The sequence below is a fragment of the Bdellovibrio reynosensis genome (assembly GCF_022814725.1).
In the GTDB taxonomy this organism is placed as follows: domain Bacteria; phylum Bdellovibrionota; class Bdellovibrionia; order Bdellovibrionales; family Bdellovibrionaceae; genus Bdellovibrio; species Bdellovibrio reynosensis.
This window is the reverse complement of record NZ_CP093442.1, coordinates 499,068-515,124: the sequence shown is the minus strand read 5'-3', so window position 1 is coordinate 515,124 and position 16,057 is coordinate 499,068. Positions and strand designations below refer to the sequence as shown.

General features: G+C 44.1%; 12 protein-coding genes and 1 tRNA gene. 7 read left to right on the top strand and 6 right to left on the bottom strand.

The window, feature by feature from the left end:
- Window positions 1-19: 19 nt before the first annotated feature.
- From MNR06_RS02325 to MNR06_RS02315, 3 genes are all read left to right on the top strand, one after another.
- Complete coding sequence (locus MNR06_RS02325; protein ID WP_243538392.1) at window positions 20-1,606, top strand: FAD-dependent oxidoreductase; 1,587 nt, start codon at window positions 20-22, stop codon at window positions 1,604-1,606.
- Between the two features lie 85 nt (window positions 1,607-1,691).
- On the top strand, window positions 1,692-2,000 hold the full coding sequence (locus MNR06_RS02320; RefSeq protein ID WP_243538391.1) for a hypothetical protein: 309 nt from the start codon (window positions 1,692-1,694) through the stop codon (window positions 1,998-2,000).
- Between the two features lie 10 nt (window positions 2,001-2,010).
- Complete coding sequence (locus tag MNR06_RS02315; RefSeq protein WP_243538390.1) at window positions 2,011-2,481, top strand: hypothetical protein; 471 nt, start codon at window positions 2,011-2,013, stop codon at window positions 2,479-2,481.
- A gap of 37 nt (window positions 2,482-2,518) precedes the next feature.
- On the opposite strand, the gene MNR06_RS02310 is transcribed toward MNR06_RS02315, so the two are convergent.
- Complete coding sequence (locus MNR06_RS02310) at window positions 2,519-3,292, bottom strand: substrate-binding periplasmic protein (protein WP_243538389.1); 774 nt, start codon at window positions 3,290-3,292, stop codon at window positions 2,519-2,521.
- 260 nt (window positions 3,293-3,552) lie between these two features.
- Between MNR06_RS02310 and MNR06_RS02305 the strand changes: the two genes are divergently transcribed.
- The 3 genes from MNR06_RS02305 to MNR06_RS02295 are packed head-to-tail and all read left to right on the top strand — an operon-like array spanning window position 3,553 to window position 6,637.
- A complete protein-coding gene (locus MNR06_RS02305; RefSeq protein ID WP_243538388.1) occupies window positions 3,553-5,241 on the top strand; it encodes a fibronectin type III domain-containing protein in 1,689 nt (562 codons plus the stop codon).
- Between the two features lie 9 nt (window positions 5,242-5,250).
- The gene (locus MNR06_RS02300) at window positions 5,251-5,805 is read left to right on the top strand and encodes a hypothetical protein (protein WP_243538387.1); all 555 of its coding nucleotides are present in this window, start codon (window positions 5,251-5,253) and stop codon (window positions 5,803-5,805) included.
- A 10-nt stretch (window positions 5,806-5,815) separates the two neighbouring features.
- Entirely contained in the window at window positions 5,816-6,637 is an 822-nt protein-coding gene (locus MNR06_RS02295) for an NHL repeat-containing protein (protein ID WP_243538386.1), read from the top strand.
- A gap of 239 nt (window positions 6,638-6,876) precedes the next feature.
- On the opposite strand, the gene MNR06_RS02290 is transcribed toward MNR06_RS02295, so the two are convergent.
- Window positions 6,877-6,959 (bottom strand) — tRNA-Leu (locus MNR06_RS02290).
- Window positions 6,960-7,431: 472 nt separating this feature from the next.
- On the opposite strand from MNR06_RS02290, the gene MNR06_RS02285 reads away from it, so the two are divergent.
- Window positions 7,432-8,847 (top strand): aldehyde dehydrogenase family protein, encoded by a 1,416-nt coding sequence (locus MNR06_RS02285; protein ID WP_243538385.1) that lies wholly within the window; start codon window positions 7,432-7,434, stop codon window positions 8,845-8,847.
- A gap of 32 nt (window positions 8,848-8,879) precedes the next feature.
- Here the strand turns inward: MNR06_RS02285 and MNR06_RS02280 are convergent, their stop codons facing one another.
- The 4 genes from MNR06_RS02280 to MNR06_RS02265 all read right to left on the bottom strand — a co-directional run bounded on the left by MNR06_RS02280 (window position 8,880) and on the right by MNR06_RS02265 (window position 15,976).
- On the bottom strand, window positions 8,880-11,108 hold the full coding sequence (locus MNR06_RS02280) for a cation:proton antiporter domain-containing protein (RefSeq protein ID WP_243538384.1): 2,229 nt from the start codon (window positions 11,106-11,108) through the stop codon (window positions 8,880-8,882).
- A gap of 119 nt (window positions 11,109-11,227) precedes the next feature.
- The gene (locus MNR06_RS02275; protein ID WP_243538383.1) at window positions 11,228-12,853 is read right to left on the bottom strand and encodes a S8 family serine peptidase; all 1,626 of its coding nucleotides are present in this window, start codon (window positions 12,851-12,853) and stop codon (window positions 11,228-11,230) included.
- Between the two features lie 322 nt (window positions 12,854-13,175).
- Window positions 13,176-13,889, bottom strand: a complete 714-nt coding sequence (locus MNR06_RS02270; protein ID WP_243538382.1) for a dolichyl-phosphate beta-glucosyltransferase — start codon at window positions 13,887-13,889, stop codon at window positions 13,176-13,178.
- Window positions 13,889-15,976, bottom strand: a complete 2,088-nt coding sequence (locus MNR06_RS02265; RefSeq protein ID WP_243538381.1) for a site-specific recombinase — start codon at window positions 15,974-15,976, stop codon at window positions 13,889-13,891. The genes MNR06_RS02270 and MNR06_RS02265 overlap by 1 nt, the downstream gene beginning before the upstream one ends.
- Window positions 15,977-16,057 lie beyond the last annotated feature (81 nt).

Here is a 16,057-nt window from a genome sequence, read left to right as displayed (position 1 = left end):
CAGGATTCACACTGAGCCTATGTTTCATCAACATCAAAATCACGAATCCTATTGGCAAGAAATTGATCCTCCACTCTATACGCCCCTTTTGGGTACTTTGCATACCGATGTATGTGTTGTGGGTGCCGGAATAGCTGGCGTCATGACGGCTTACATTCTGTTGAAGAACGGATTTAAGGTTGTCCTTATCGACAAAGAATCCTTTGGGGAAAATGAAACGGCTCGCACGAGTGCCCATCTTTCCTATGTTCTGGATGAAGGCTTCACAAAACTGATTCAGTTGCACGGGGAAACAAAAGCAAACCAAGCCCTGAGCAGCCATAGTGATGCCATTGACCTGATTGAAAAAATCATTGCAGAAGAAAATATTGCCTGCGACTTCAAACGCATTCCGGGATTTTTATATTTAAGCCCGGAAACTGAAAGGGATGATTTTGAAGAAGAGTTTGAAGCCAGTCTTCGTTTAGGAGCACCTTGTGAGTTGCTGCCTTCCCCGCCTTATTTCGCGCATTTTGGCCCGGCGATTTCTTATCCTCAGCAGGCTCGCATCCATCCTTTAAAATTTATTAAAGGACTGCTGGCTTCGATTCAAAAAATGGGGGGCGAGATTTATGGGCACACCCCTGCGGTTGAGTTTGAAGACACGGACTCCACTTATGTGAAGACGAACAACGGTTCCATGATATATGCAAAGTCGATAGTGGTCGCTACCAATGTTCCGGTGAATGATCGCTTTCATATGCACACCAAAGAGGCGGCCTACCGTACCTATATCATCGGTGTTGAAGTTCCATCGGGAACTTTTCCGGATGTTTTATTCTGGGATACCACGAAGCCTTATCATTATGTGCGCCTGATTCCTGAAACCACCCCAGGCAAAGATTTAGTTATCATCGGTGGCGAAGACCACCGAGTGGGTCAAGATTCTCACACGGAAACGCGTTTTGACGATCTTGATATCTGGGCTAAAGAAAGATTGCATCTTCAAGGTGAGATAGTTCACCGGTGGTCAGGTCAGATTATCGAACCCACCGATGGTTTAGCTTTCATCGGAAAAAATCCTGGAGACAATAATATCTTTATCTCAACGGGAGATTCAGGCCATGGCCTTACTCACGGTGCCATTGCTTCGATGGTGATTCGGGATTTACTTCAAGGGACTCCGAATGAATGGGCTGATTTGTATTCACCCAGCCGGATCAACTTGCGAGCAACAATGCAATTCGTAAAAGAAAATACCAACATTCTTCGTCAGTACACAGAACGAATTCATGTTCCGAAAGAATGGACGAAAGATCATTTGCAACCAGGTGATGGCGGCCTGTTTGAAATCCATGGGCAAAAGGTCGCCGTTTATCGTGATGAAAATAATCAAATAAAAAGTTTCAGTGCCATTTGCCCTCATCTAGGCGGGGTTGTGCATTGGAACGAAACTGAAAAAACTTGGGACTGCCCCTGCCACGGTTCTCGTTTTGCTGCGACCGGGGAAGTGATCAATGGTCCTGCAATTTCTGGCTTGAAAGAAATGCCGGTCGACCAAACTAAGATTGAAAAAACTCTAGACAAAAAGGAGCCCTATCAAAGTCCGAATGACATGGGAATATGATGACATAACACAAAGACTGGCTTTAGACAGTTGGTACTCATATTTTTCGGAGCGACAATAAAGGCACCATTAAAAGGAGGCTTTTATGGCTCAACAATCAGCATCTTCACAATCTTCCAGTTCTTTTTCACCAAGCAGTAACGCTTCCAGAAGTTCACAAGCGTCAAGCAGCAGTGGTTTTGGAAGTCAAAGCTCACAAAGTTCCGGAAAAAATATTGCATCTACAGTGTCAGATTTTTCATCTAAAGCCATGAACATGGTTTCGAATCCAGAAACTTGGAGCCGTGTTTTGACTACATCAAGTTCATATTTAAGAAGACATCCCGTAGCTGCAAGCTTTGCTGGCATTGCGGGCGTAGGCTTGTTGAGAATGTTTTTGAAACGTCGTCATTAGGAGGTTCGTCATGAATGCCATTAAGATATTTGCATTGATGCTTCTTCTTGCTGGCAGCGCCCACGCTCAAACAAATTCTGCAACGGGTATGGGAACTACAACAACAGGTACTGGTACTACCACTGGAACCACACAAAGTACTGATACCTTGAACAGCACCTCAGGAGCTTCAACAACGACAAATCCCGTAGGCTCGGTTGATAATCCCGTCAATAACAATTCTACGTCTTCAACAAACTCGATTTCTGGTGGATCCGTTTCAGGTGCTCCTACAGGTCCCATGACTCCACCAAGCACTTCATCAACGATAGGTACTAGTCCTCGTACGTCCCAGTTTGATACTGGCGAGCAACTTGACCAACAACAAGAATGGATGCAAAGAAATCAAGATCAATACCGCAGAGATTTGATGGAGCAACAACGCGCACTGCAAAGAGAACAAGATAACCAAGTCATGCCCGACGGTCGTGCCTGGGAATAACTGGGACAACGACAACTAGGCATCGAAAAGCACAGGGTTAAATGCCTTGTGCTTTTTTATCGTAGGAATAAGATTTTAAAATTCTATCTAGCTGACCCGATTTTTTTATTGAGTTGATAGCTTTGTTTAATTCATCAATAGTGATGATATCTTGTTTTTTAGATAACGCACATTTGGTCATGACGGAATCTAAACCAAGATCCGCTGACTCTAAAGCGGGATACATTTTTTTATAATAGGAAAATTCAAGATTGGACATAATGGCATAAGAAATTCGTCCATTGATTAGCTTTTGGATATTCGCTTCATTATTGGGCGCGTCCTCGCGAATCACCGCGCCTTTTTTAAAATATTCATCCATTATTTGATAAATAAAATTAAGGACCGTTCCTACACGCTCGCCATGAAGGTCTTTGATTTTTTGAACGGGTTTGTTACCAAGATAAACGATCAAGTTGGTGCTGCGATAAAGATCTACACTCCATAGAACATCGTCTTTAATAGCTGGCTGCCAAACTTCGTTGAGGTGACAGACCACGGCAACGTTACCGGAAACCAAGGCCGGTGCCACTCTTCTTTTAGGAACAAGAAATACTTTGAGCGGAATTTTTAGTTCCTTATAGATTGCTTCGCCAAGATCTTTAAGAATGCCGCTTTCAAGATTCACAACATCCTGGGTTCTTCTGATTTCAACTAACGGCATTGCGTAATTTGAATTTACGCCATACTTAAGCGTGGCTTCGCCTGATTTAGATTTGGCGACTCCTGGCGTATTCCAAAATAAAAAAGCAGTCAGCAACACAGCAAACATAGACCCACATTATATCACGGAGGCATGTTGTCACTGATTTTCGTCTTTTGCGCAGTGATTTGGAATTTTCTCGAATAGAACAAACTAGTTTCTATTTAAAATATTATCGAAATAGGATCCCTTTGCAGCTCTAATAATTGGTCCCTAAGCGGTCTCATTTCTGCCTAGTAAGATAAGTAAAATCTCATAATCAAATACCTGTTTGACTCAGGCTGAGCCTGTGACTTGGTGTTTTTCACAACAGGAGTACAATAAGCCCCATGGGCCGTTTGAGTACATTGCTTCAATCATTGATTATGGTTGGTTTCTTAGTGTCATGCTCAGGAACCGCGCGAGAGATTACTAAAGGATCTGCTTTAGGACCTCCCGTTATTGGCGAAGACGGCACCCGCAGTGATGGCAATGACTTTGGCCAGATCTATACAGTGACTAGCATTGTTGAAGCCACGGATGATATTCCTGAGTGGAGCGATGCAGATTTGCCTTTTACAGCTGGTAGAAACAACTGGAATATTGAAACGCAGAATAAGCAGTGGCCGTTTAAGTTCACTTACACTTATCCATCTAATAACTATAAACTGAATGAAGCGCATATCGTCATTGTTACTCAAAGGGACAACTCTGATACTGAGGCCATCTTTGTTGACGGGGTGCTTACAGGTAGACCCCCAGGTGGAAACGTATCCACGACTTCTACAAAGGTCAGTCACAGACACTATGTCTGTGTGGGTGCGTGTGCAGCCGCTGTGACGCCCTCTTCCCCGTCTAACACCTATTTTATGGATTGGGCTTTAACCCATTATAAGGTCGCGACGAAAAATTCCTTTGATCTGAATATCGCAGATCTTCTGACTCCAACGACTTTGAAGCCTACGGACGTTGTTAGCGACGGCGTGGTCCGAGTTGTTACCGGTGACGACGCTGCTGTTTTTAATAACTATAATTCTTATTACAATAAGCCACTTTTGGTTATGGAAGGGTTTACGGTCTCAAGGTCGCCACTGACATGTACGACCAGTCCGGATTATCGCTTTGTGAATACCTACGTGCATAATGATGGAAACTCTATAGGTGAAAATACTTTTTCAAGTGGAGTCGTTGCGCCAGTGACCTCTTGGAATAATGCGATGACAGGATTTCGGGCTGTGGAGTTTTATTACGACCCTCGTTTGCCGCGCGTTCCGGTCACGAGTTTGAGTCTAGGTAAAGCTGATATCGCAATTCAGGTGAAGAGAGCCGCTGCCGGAGCATCAGCCATTATCGTGAACGGCATTGGGGTTGCTGAAAGTGGCTTTGATGATTCTTTAGCGACATCCGCAATAGAATCTTGGGAATTAAGTTCATCTGCTGTGAACTATTGGACTTCGTTTGTTGCGGATATTCCTAACGACAACACAACTCAGTCGCGCACATTAAATTTGATTTCGCTTTTAGGGGAAACAAAAGTAAAAGAGCTTTTAGCCCAAGGTAAATTAAATATTTCCATTGCTGGAGGATTAGCCACGGTATCTGGTGCTGCAGCGACTTCAACGCGTACTTACGGAGTGCAAGTCGCTGGCCCAGAGTTGATTCTAGAAGGTCACTACAATACTCAAGTCTGTGAGATCCCGAATGACCCTACGTCTCCCCTTTCTGATAGCGGAGGTGCTGTGGGCTCTTGTGATTTAGATGCCACGTCGCCAGCAGCTTCATCTATTCAAGTTGCAAGTATCACAAGCACATCGGCCACTGTTCAGTGGCTGACTAATGAGCCTGCCGACAGTCAGGTTGGTTATGGAATTTCTAGCACATCCACCCTGACGGCTCTTGATTCAACTTTAAATAGTTTTCATAGCGTTCAAATCACAGGACTGCAGCCTTATAAGTACTATCAATTTGCAGTTAGAACCAAAGATGGATGCGGCAATCAAACTATTTCAGCAACGCGCACATTTAGAACATTAAGGTAGGAATCCAACATGCGAAGTCTGCTTTCAGTTTTCATTTTATTATTTGTTTTTGGATTTGGCCTGTCCGCTTTCGCACAAAGTACGACAGGGAAAAAACATGTTTTTTCTTTTTCAGCCATGGCCCTTTCAAGCTCAACCAAACAAGGGGGCGATGGGCCTTCGGGAAGCACTGTACTTTCCCATTCAGAGTACGTCTGGAGTGGTGAACGCTTTGGGTTCGGTGCTTTTTTTCAATATGACATGCAAGGCACCACGGAGAAAGATTCTGTCTATGGTCCTAAGGTTGAAGTTTATCTTCGTCCCTTCTTCTTAGAGCTTGGTTACGCTTTATCAGTCAAAAGAGCTTATACGGATAGAACCATCGCCGAACAAACGGGTGACGGAACATTTTACGGGGTGGGTGCAAGGTTCAATCTTGGTGCTGGCGGAACTTCTGGCTGGTTCTTTCAAGCCAGTTATAAAATCAGAACGTTGAATATTAAAAAACAAGATGGAACTGAATTGGACGAACCTATTCAACAAACCGATGGATATCCTTTAATAGGTATTGGCTATCAGTTCTAAGGAAAAGCTTGTGAAGAACATTTTAGTTTTCTTATCAATTTTGTTTTTTATCTTAGGTTGCGGCCGCGGCCCTTCGCCACTGTTAAGGGTCGGTCAGGCGCCAATATTTGATTTTCCGTTGTACGTAAGTTCTGGCGATGGCACTGGGACGATATTTAAATTTGAACAAGATGGAAGCAAATCCACTTTCGTCACAGGACTTAACGACCCCAAAGGAGTCGCGACCGATAAGTTTAATAATTTGTGGGTCGTTGAAGCAGGTTCTTCGCAATTGATCAAAGTTGATCTTTCTTCCAAAGCAGTCACAGTGGTCAGAACAGGATTGAACATTCCCACCGTAGTAGCCGTGGATTCTTTCGGTGAAGCCTATGTGACACAAGAAGGTTTAAACAACGTCATTAGAGCGAGCGATGGAAAAGTCATGGCAAGCTACAACTCAAGAGCCACGGCCCTAGCGTTCGGGGTTAACGATTTAATGTTAGTTGGTTTATATGATGAATCAAAAGTATTCTGGGGAAAAGAACAAACCTCCCCTAATACCTCTGTCACTGAACCCGTTATGATTGCCACCGACGCCACAGGAAGAGTCTTTGTTGCTGAAGGCGCAGCGACGAACGCTAAGGTCTACAGATTCCACCAACAAAACCCTGATGGTAAAACCACTGTCGCAGATGGGCTTAATGGAGCTACAGGAATTGCTGTTGATGCTGTCGGGAATATTTATATCGCTGAACCTGGAGCTTCTAGGATTGTCTTAGCTACTTACGACAACCAGCTTTACAACTGGAGTTCTATCGTAGCCCCGCAATATATGACGTTCACACAATACTAACCTCCTCCAGCGAAGCAGCGACGAAAACGCCAAGGTCGCCCCCAACAAAAAGCACGCCGTGAGTTCACGTCGATTCCGCGTACCACTTAGTAGGCTTCCTTGCCTTGGTTGCAAGTTCCGCAGCCAATACAATATGAGGACGAAGGCAAAAAATGCCAACGAACCAAACCATTCCTAAGCAACAGAAAAAAAAAGAGCGAGGACTGTCCGAAGCAACCAAGGCAAGGAAGCCTACTAAGTGGTGCGCGGAGAGGGACTTGAACCCTCACGCTTGCGCATACGCCCCTCAAACGTACGTGTCTACCAATTCCACCATCCGCGCGCGAGACTCAATTATCCCCCAATAATCCTCAGAGTCAATACATTGGATTTCGCGCCACAGCCGGTTTCTAGACCTTCTTTGCCCACATTTTTAGCAAATTTCTTTAACCCCATTTCCCCCCTGCCGCATCATTATAACAAGAGCATGGATGCTCTTAGACGGAAAACAAGAAGACGCTAGGATGGCACTACTTGTTCCGAGGCCAAGGAAGGCCGCCATAAGGAGAAACAAGGAATGACGGACTTACATGATGTAGCAATGTTCTGCCTCTTATATTCGGTCATCGTGATGTATGCATTATGGATGACGATCGCAAATGCTGAAGCAAGAGTCCGAGTTAAGAATAAGAAATAGATTTAAATTTGCGACTTCGACAGGGTTTGGTGGTTCCCCTGTTCAAGTCAGGGGGGTCGATAAGACCCCCCATTTTTTTTGCCTTGAATGAACACTCGGCCAATCCTAGGATTTAGGAATGGTTGAAACTTCCTTAGAGAAAATCTTTCTGCACCAAAAAGCTGCAAGTCTGCGCTTAAGAAAACAAGATATTAGCGTTCGACTGGAATTTTTAAGCCACCTTGAAAAAGCCATTCAAAACAATCTTGAAGATATTTCGGCGGCGTTAGTTTCGGATTTTTCAAAACCAAAGGCAGAAACTTTGCTCACAGAAATTTTTCCGGTGATGCACGAAATTCGCCTGGCTAAAAGAAACCTGAAATCATGGACTAAACCCAAAAAGGTCAAAGCCCCGATCACGATGTTGGGTACTCAGAATTTTGTAATTTCCGAACCGCGCGGAGTGTGCTTAATCGTCGGCCCTTGGAACTATCCTTTTCAATTGTGCATCTCGCCTTTGATCTGCGCTGTAGCTGCTGGGAACACGGCCTTTATTAAACCTTCCGAATTTACGCCAGCCACTAATAAGATCCTAATTAAAATTATCAAAGAGGCCTTTCCTGAAGAAATCGTCGCGATCGTTGAAGGCGGCCCAGAAACGACTCAAGAACTTTTAGAACTTCCCTTTGATCACATCTTTTTCACTGGCAGTACCCGGGTCGGAAAGATCATTATGGAGGCTGCAAGCAAACACCTTAGCAGCATCACTTTGGAGCTAGGTGGAAAATCCCCAACGATCATTGATTCCTCTGCCAATCTAAAAATCGCTTGCGAAAAGTTGGTTTGGTCTAAATTCATAAATGCAGGCCAAACTTGTGTAGCACCGGATTATATTTTAGTGCAAAAAAATATTATTAACGACTTTAAGTCGATTTTTATTGCCACTCTCAATCAGTTTTATGGATCGTCGGATTTAGAAAAAAAGAACTCTCCTGATTTTGCCAGGATCATCACGCAAAAACATACTGAACGTCTGCAGGAATTAATTCAAAATGCTCTAAGCCTTAATGCTGAGATCATCACCGGTGGCGAAGTGGATTTGCAGAACCGCTATGTTGCCCCAACCGTCTTACACAAAGTCGATCCCCATGCGACCGTTATGCAGGATGAAATCTTTGGCCCCATTCTTCCCCTTATTGAATTTAAAGATATTCACGAAGCCATCCATTTTGTGAATGAAAGGCCAAAGCCATTGGCGCTTTATATTTATTCGCAAAGTGAAAGTAATATCAGCGCTATATTGAAAGAAACAAGCTCTGGTGGGGTTTGCGTGAATGATTCTATTATTCATCTAGCCAATCCTCACCTCCCTTTTGGCGGTGTCGGTCCCAGTGGAATTGGCAGCTACCATGGTGTTCATGGCTTTAGGGCCTTCAGCCACGAAAAGGCGGTGCTACGTCAATCATGGCTGGGTATCTTGTTGCGCGTGACCTATCCGCCTTATACAGGCTTGAAGATGAAGATCTTAAATAAGCTGATTCAATGGAAGTTATAACTAGTATAGCTGCACGTTCATAAGCTTAACCGCTAGCGAAGCGATAGAATCTTCTCGCGGTCACCTACGATCCAAAGCAAATCACCTTTTATTAGTTTCACTGTGGAATCTGGATTTAAAATCCGTTGGCCTTCACGCTCAATACCTACCACCAAGCCGCGGGTCGCTTCACGTAAACCACACTCACGGATGCTTAAATTTAAAAATGGCGATGTATCCGACAACAAATATTGCTCTAGGCTGTAATCAGATTGCAATTCTTCATGCCTATGGGGCATGCCCTCTGCCGTTTCCATTTGAATGAACTTTTTAAAATCCAAAAGCTGAGCATCGGTTCCAATCACGTGAATCACATCATGGGGCATAAGACATTCATTTCGCCCGGGTGCGGTGATTTTTAAGCGACCCCGCTCTATCAAAGCCACCGTTACACCGAATCTTTCGCGAATCGAGAGTTCATGCAGCTTGATTCCCACGTAGGGAACTTCCGCTGGAATTTCAAATTCAGTGATATGCGCATCCCACGGAGCCAAGGCACGAGAACTGGGGCGCGCCTTCTTTTTCGTAACATCATCATGCAGATTTGAAAGAAACCTGTTTTCAAACCAATGATAAACCGTCTTTAACTTATGGGACAGAATGTAACCGACAACTACAACCATCCAGAGTGTGATTCCGACAGCCCATCGCAAAGGCACGAATTGCGCCACCATCGCCCCTAAAAGCCCTACGGCCAGCATGATGCGAGAAACTAAAAACACATAACTTAGGTTGCTTTTATCTTGTTGCAATACCAATTGATCAAACTTTTTAGTTCGCCCGAAAGCCAAGGCCCAAAGAAAAGGAGCACTTAAAAACAATGTCGCACTGAGGGCGATAAACTTCGCTGGTCCCTCTTCTACTTGCCGTTCAAGCAGAAACGGCAATGACACTCGCGCCATTAATAAAAAGATCGCTACAACCACCACGGAATTTAAAATGATTTTTATGACGTAAGCGCGAACTTGCTCTCGCCAATCGCGATTGGCCGATAAAGCAAAGGACATGACGCTATAGGAATCTAACGTAGCAACAATTCTTGGTGGCAGGATCTTTTCAATGAATCCGTATACCTTGCCTGAGTACTTTAGCATGTAAGGGGTTGTAAATGCAGTCACTACGGACACTGCCACTGCTAAAGGATAAATAGTTTCGCTGATAACTTTTAAATTTAAACCCAGGGTCGCGATGATGAACGAGAACTCACCGATTTGCGAAAGGGCCATCCCGGATTGCACTGAGGACTTTAACGTTTGACCGGAAAGCACGGAACCCGTCGCGACGAACAAAGTTTTCCCGACGATCACGATGCTAGATAATAGTAAAACTTCCTTCCAGTATACGGCGATAATATGCGGATCGATAAGCATTCCCACGGAAATAAAAAACACCGCAGAAAATAAATTCTTAATGGGAGCCACCAAATGGTGTATGCGCTCTCCTTCAATAGTTTCAGCCAGAATACTGCCGGTGATGAAAGCCCCGAGAGCGCTTGAAAAACCCACATTGCTTGCAAACACCACCATCAAAAGACACAAGCCTACCGCCACAACCAGAACTGTTTCTTCGGTTAGCAGTCTTTGGGCTCTTTTTAAGAATGAAGGAAGTAAGAAAATTCCTGCCACGAACCAGATCGATAAAAAGAAAGCAAGTTTAACGATTGCTCCCAACATTTCACTTCCGACGAAGTCCCGGGTTAAGGCTACGGTTGTCAAAAGAACCATAAGCAGCACGGCCACAAGATCTTCAATAACTAAGATTCCAAAGACCATCCCAACGAACTTCATGTTTTTAAAACCTAGCTCTTCAACTGTTCGAATAATTATGGAGGTCGAAGAAATCGAAAGAATCCCGCCGAGGAACAAACTATCCATCGTGCTCCATCCCAGGAATCTTCCAGTGATGTATCCAATCAGGATCATAAATGAGATTTCAAAAACGGCGGTGAAACCGGCAGATCCACCCACCCTAAAAAGCTTTTTGAAACTAAATTCAAGGCCCAGGGCAAATAATAAAAAGATCACCCCAATTTCAGCCCAAAGGTGAATACTTTCTGCACCTACTACCGTGGGGAAAATTGAAGTTTTCGGACCAACAAGGAATCCCGCAACTAAATACCCCAGCACAATGGGCTGATTCAATTTTTTGAAAATAAGAGTCACAAGGCCGGCAGTGCCAAGAATCAATGCAAGGTCAGTAATCATTGCGGGTAAGTTATGCATACGTTCATTGTTGCAAAACTATAGAAGGCCCACAAATAAAAAACGGCCCCAAAAAGGGCCGTTTTCAAAAACTTATTGTTAATTTGTCTTGCCTCCGCCTTCAGCGAAGCAAAACAGTCTTATTTTGCTTGAAGAGCAGCAGATACTGCAGCTTCTGCGTTTACTAGTCCAGAACCATACTCGTTGTTAGTGTTAGGTCCCAAAGGTTGAGCAGTTTGTTTCAAGATAGCTTTAACTTGTGCACCGTTAAGAGCTTTATTAGCTGATTTAACTAGAGCAACAACACCCGCTACGTGAGGGCTTGCCATTGAAGTACCATCGAAAGCTGCGTAATCAGTCGCTTTAGTTTGAAGTGTTGCTTTAACCGCTTCACCAGCTGTTAGAAGTTTAACGATTTCCAAACCAACTTGCTGTTCAATCATGAACACAGCGATTGGAAGAACTGAACCGTCTTCAGTCAATGCACCTTGAATCAAACCAGGAGCATTGTTGTAGATAACTGCACCAGTTGCACCCGCTTTAATAGCGTTTTCAATTTTTTCGCTGAATTTGATTTCGCCACGAGCGATCAAAGCGTATTTGCCTTTAACGTTAATTTTCGCGAAATCTTCCACTTTACCAAGACCTGCAGCAACCAAAACGTTTGTTTCAGGTTGAAGAAGTTCTTTAGCACCTTGGAAAGTTGTTGAGTTTACGCGGCCAGATTTGTTGCCAACAGAAACTTCAACATGGGCTTCACGACCTGAACCTTGTGGTACAGATGATTCAACCGCAACACCTGGAGCTACGATCGCCAACTCAGGACCCCATTGAGAGAAGTCTGCTTTTGCTAGGTTGCTGTCAATCGCACCAACTGCGATAACAGTACCAAGAGCTGCTGGGAAAGAAACTTTGTTAGTTCCGTTGTTACCAGAAGCTGCTACTACGACAACACCTGCTTTATCAGCAGCTGCCACAGCTTGGCGCTCAGCAGGAGTCGACCACATACCACCAAGGGACATATTGATGACATCAACTTTCTCTTTGATACCCCAGTTGATACCTTGAGCGATAGCGATGTTTGAGCAACCGTTTTCAGCACATACGCGACCTGCTAGGATTTTTGCTTTTGGAGCAACACCTGTGAAGCCAGTTCTGTCCATAACACCAGCGATAGTTCCCGCTACGTGAGTACCGTGACCTACTTTATCTGTGTAATCAGAACCGTTTGAATCGCCAGTGAAATCTTGGCCTTTTTCAAAGTTTGCTTTTAAAGATGGGTGAGCATCGTCGATACCAGTATCTAGTACTAGAACGCGAGCGCCCTGACCTTTATTAGAGATCGCCCATGCTTGTGGAGCTTTCACAGTCAAAATACCCCATGGAGTTTTTTGGCCGATTTTTTGTTGTTGTGAAGGTTGTGCTTTAGCTAAGAAACCTTTTACTGGACGAGGAGCTGCGTGAAAAATTTCTTTTTCAACGTAGGCAACAGCTGGATTAGCTTTAAGCTTTTCAATCTCAGCTTCATTTTTTGTATCAACAATAAGAGTGTTCAAGTTTTCAAGAGTATCTTGAACTTGACCTTCTACTGCTTGTTGGCCACCCAATTTGAAACCTTTAAGTGCATAAGAAGACCCCTTCATCTTATACGCTTGGTTTGCATTATTGAAAGCCTCTTTATCTTTCATAATTACGATCACGCGCTCTGCATGAGCTGTAGTCGCTAACAACGCTGACAGGATAAGTGCGAAAACGTTGAGTTTCATAAATCCCCCCCCAAATCCATGGACTTTCACTATTGAAGTCCTTATGAGGAGGCACTTCATTTCAGCTTGAAAGATTTATCAAGTACTCTTTTGGAACCACCTAAAAATAATTTTCCACAGGAAAAAGTGAAATTTTCTGTCACTCTAGTGCAGTTCCAATTTGGAACCTCAATTCAAAATTACCAAGCACTCAGAGCTAAGTATTAGAAAGTCTTATAGTTCGTATCAGATGCGACCATTATTGCTGCTTAATATTAAATCAATGAAATTGACTCATCATGTCTTCATTTTTTTGTTCAAACGCAGAATAAAACCTCAGTCTCTAGCGACGACGCAGCTTCCACACTGTCCAAAGCATTTCAAAACTGTCTTTTAAAATACGCACATGGGATTGTTCCTGGTGTCGCCAACGGACTCCGACCTCTTTGATTGTACGATGATGTTTCATCATTAAAAGAATCAGTTCCACATCCCAGGCAAAGCGCGAAACTTTTAAATGAGGAAGAACCGTCGTGCGAAAAAGAAAATCATTTCGCAAAAGCTTGAAACCACATTGAGTGTCTTTAAATGGTAAACCAATGAATAAACGTATAATCTTATTAAAGGTCTTTCCCAAATTCTGACGAAGCCAGTGTTGCCTAACGATGATGTCACTTTCAGGCAAAGCGCGGGAACCCATCACTAAATCATTATTATGGATTTCATTTATTAACTTAAATGCTTCTTCCCAAGGTGTCGCCATATCGGCGTCGGCAATTAAAACATATTCACTTGCAGCTTCGCGCAATCCCTTGTGAACAGCAGCACCTTTACCTTGATTTACGGAAAAAGAAAAATGCTTAAGCTCGCTCCAGTCCTTTTCAGTACGCAATAAAACGTGCTCTGTTGCGTCTTTAGAGCCGTCATCAACCACCAGCACTTCTTTAAATTTTAACTCCCCCGTGTTCTTTTCAGCAAATTGACGAAGAGATTTCAGCGTCTCTGGCAATCTCGTCTCTTCGTTGTAGGCAGGAATGACCACGGAGATTTCGTACATTAGTGATTCGCCCCTTCAGAATCCTTGGCGATATGACGACCCACGGGGAAAAAGAAACTGAATGGCTCTGCCAGAAATCTTTTAAGGATGGCATTGCGAAGGGCCCGGCGTTGCGGAGGGTTTACGTTTCTAGCTTTGATAGCGACCATCAGGGCCAACCAAAAACTGATAGCGACGTTAAAGACCCCAATAAAGAAAATACCAATGGCTGCGCGCCAGAACTCAGGCGTTGAAAAGAAATCCGGTCCCAGCACTGGCAATGCGGCCCCTAGGCTTCCAGAAGATAAAGTCACGTGTCTAACGTCTAATGGAATGCCTAGAAATTTTAGAATTTCGGGCGTCATCCCCAACATAATTCCTAGTGAAATATTACCAAAGAAACCGGAAATATTCTTTTCAAGAAAAGAGGCAATATCATCAGCACCTTTTTTTGAAAAAACCGCCACTAAAGTTGGACTGCGAGCCAAGGTCTTTCGCATTGAGTGTAAGGCAAACCAGTTGTCTCCCCACCCCGCGATAAGACTTGAAAGCCATAATAGCACTCCGGTGAACGCTGCAAAGACAAGGACCGGGCCAAAGATATCGACAGACTGGTAAGCCGCCACGGCCTTTTCCTGACCCATAATGTGTCGACCAAAAAGAAGGAAGAAAAAAGTATCGATTAATAAAACCGTGGGAATAACAAAAAGAACGTTCCCGGTTACTGCAGCCACTTGCGAACGGATCAAGTGAACTATTTCGGTCACTAGTTCTTCATTCTTACCCGTGGATTCCACATCACTCATTTTGGTCGCTAAAGCAGGGGCTGTCATCGCCGGCTGCTTAGTTCCTAAGGTGAATCCTGCAAGCTGAATAGCGACAAAGCTGATGGCGTAATTTAATGAGGCCAAAAAACCTTCCGCAAATCCTGCAAGACCTAAGCTGACCACTCCGACTTTTATGTAGGTAGTTAATCCGGTGAAGGCCCCACCGCCGCCGGCTGCCATGAGCATGTGACGATATTCCTCGCGGGTGCGCGTAATATAGTGCTCGCCCGTTTCGGCTGCACGCTCTGCCACTTTTTTTGAAAGCAAAGAGATGTTTTGAGAAAATAACGTGCGCACGCTGCGCAGATCCTGATTTTCAGCGACAAGCTTTGAAAGAAAACTCGTGACTCTGTCGCCATCGACTTTTTCCATCAGCAACATATCTATAAGACCGTCGATTCTTTGCAAAAAGATATTCAGGCGTGCCATTTGAAAAACTAAGTTTACGCTGACACCGAATTGATCAAGGTGCTTATGAACCTGCTGAATTTCACGACGGCACTCCCACAGGATCAGACGAAACCGCGAAGCTTTCTCTGCTGCTAATTCGCGGTTCCCGGCATGATAGGCGTTTAAGAATTCTTCAAGTCCTCTGACGGCGCTAAAAAATGCAGAGTCGCGGAAGTTTTTATTTTCAAAGCGCGAACGTATCGCCGGTGAAAGGCCAATGGCACGCACTTGAATGACAAGATACACTAGGGCATCTTCCATATCATGGCGCAAACGATTCCAATCACTTTCATCCGCATCGACTTCAAAACTGAAAAGGCCTGCAAGCTTCGCAAAGGTCGAATCATCGATGGAAGCGAGCCACAAAGGATCATCACGATCCGGGAATAGCGCCCAGAAAAGATAAGCAAGCTCTTGATCCAAAGGCGGATTAGGCAGAATTTTTAAATTCATCCGGTCAATGAACTCACTCCAGATTCCGAGTTCCCGGGGAAGACCGGTCTCTGCATAAAGCTCTAGACCACTGACTTGCTTTACAACGGCGCGAAGGTTTTTCGCCACCGCTTTTTTCCAATCTGGATTTCTATCTAAGACAAGTAAGAAGAATTTTAAGCGCGCTAAAGGCAGTTGCCCGGTTTCTTTGACCAAATGCGAATCCGCAGCGCCTTCAAAGCGGATCCACTGCAATACTTTTACTAACCAAGCAAGTTTATCTTCTAATAACTTTTGTTCCGATGCCGATGACAGCAGAACATCAAGATCACTATGAACTTTTCCACTTTGTTTAAATGAAATGAAACGCTGACGAAATTCTTTTAACTTCTTAAACATAGAAAAAAGTTTACAGAAGTTCGATGTGCACACCAAGACTCATAGCAGCGCGCACATTTCTTATGCAGGATTTAGAACTTA

Coding starts and splice junctions, on each gene's coding strand:
- MNR06_RS02325 (WP_243538392.1), top strand. CDS start 20: ATGTTTCATCAACATCAAAATCACGAATCCTATTGGCAAGAAATTGAT.
- MNR06_RS02320 (WP_243538391.1), top strand. CDS start 1,692: ATGGCTCAACAATCAGCATCTTCACAATCTTCCAGTTCTTTTTCACCA.
- MNR06_RS02315 (WP_243538390.1), top strand. CDS start 2,011: ATGAATGCCATTAAGATATTTGCATTGATGCTTCTTCTTGCTGGCAGC.
- MNR06_RS02310 (WP_243538389.1), bottom strand. CDS start 3,292: ATGTTTGCTGTGTTGCTGACTGCTTTTTTATTTTGGAATACGCCAGGA.
- MNR06_RS02305 (WP_243538388.1), top strand. CDS start 3,553: ATGGGCCGTTTGAGTACATTGCTTCAATCATTGATTATGGTTGGTTTC.
- MNR06_RS02300 (WP_243538387.1), top strand. CDS start 5,251: ATGCGAAGTCTGCTTTCAGTTTTCATTTTATTATTTGTTTTTGGATTT.
- MNR06_RS02285 (WP_243538385.1), top strand. CDS start 7,432: ATGGTTGAAACTTCCTTAGAGAAAATCTTTCTGCACCAAAAAGCTGCA.
- MNR06_RS02280 (WP_243538384.1), bottom strand. CDS start 11,108: ATGCATAACTTACCCGCAATGATTACTGACCTTGCATTGATTCTTGGC.
- MNR06_RS02275 (WP_243538383.1), bottom strand. CDS start 12,853: ATGAAACTCAACGTTTTCGCACTTATCCTGTCAGCGTTGTTAGCGACT.
- MNR06_RS02270 (WP_243538382.1), bottom strand. CDS start 13,889: ATGTACGAAATCTCCGTGGTCATTCCTGCCTACAACGAAGAGACGAGA.
- MNR06_RS02265 (WP_243538381.1), bottom strand. CDS start 15,976: ATGTTTAAGAAGTTAAAAGAATTTCGTCAGCGTTTCATTTCATTTAAA.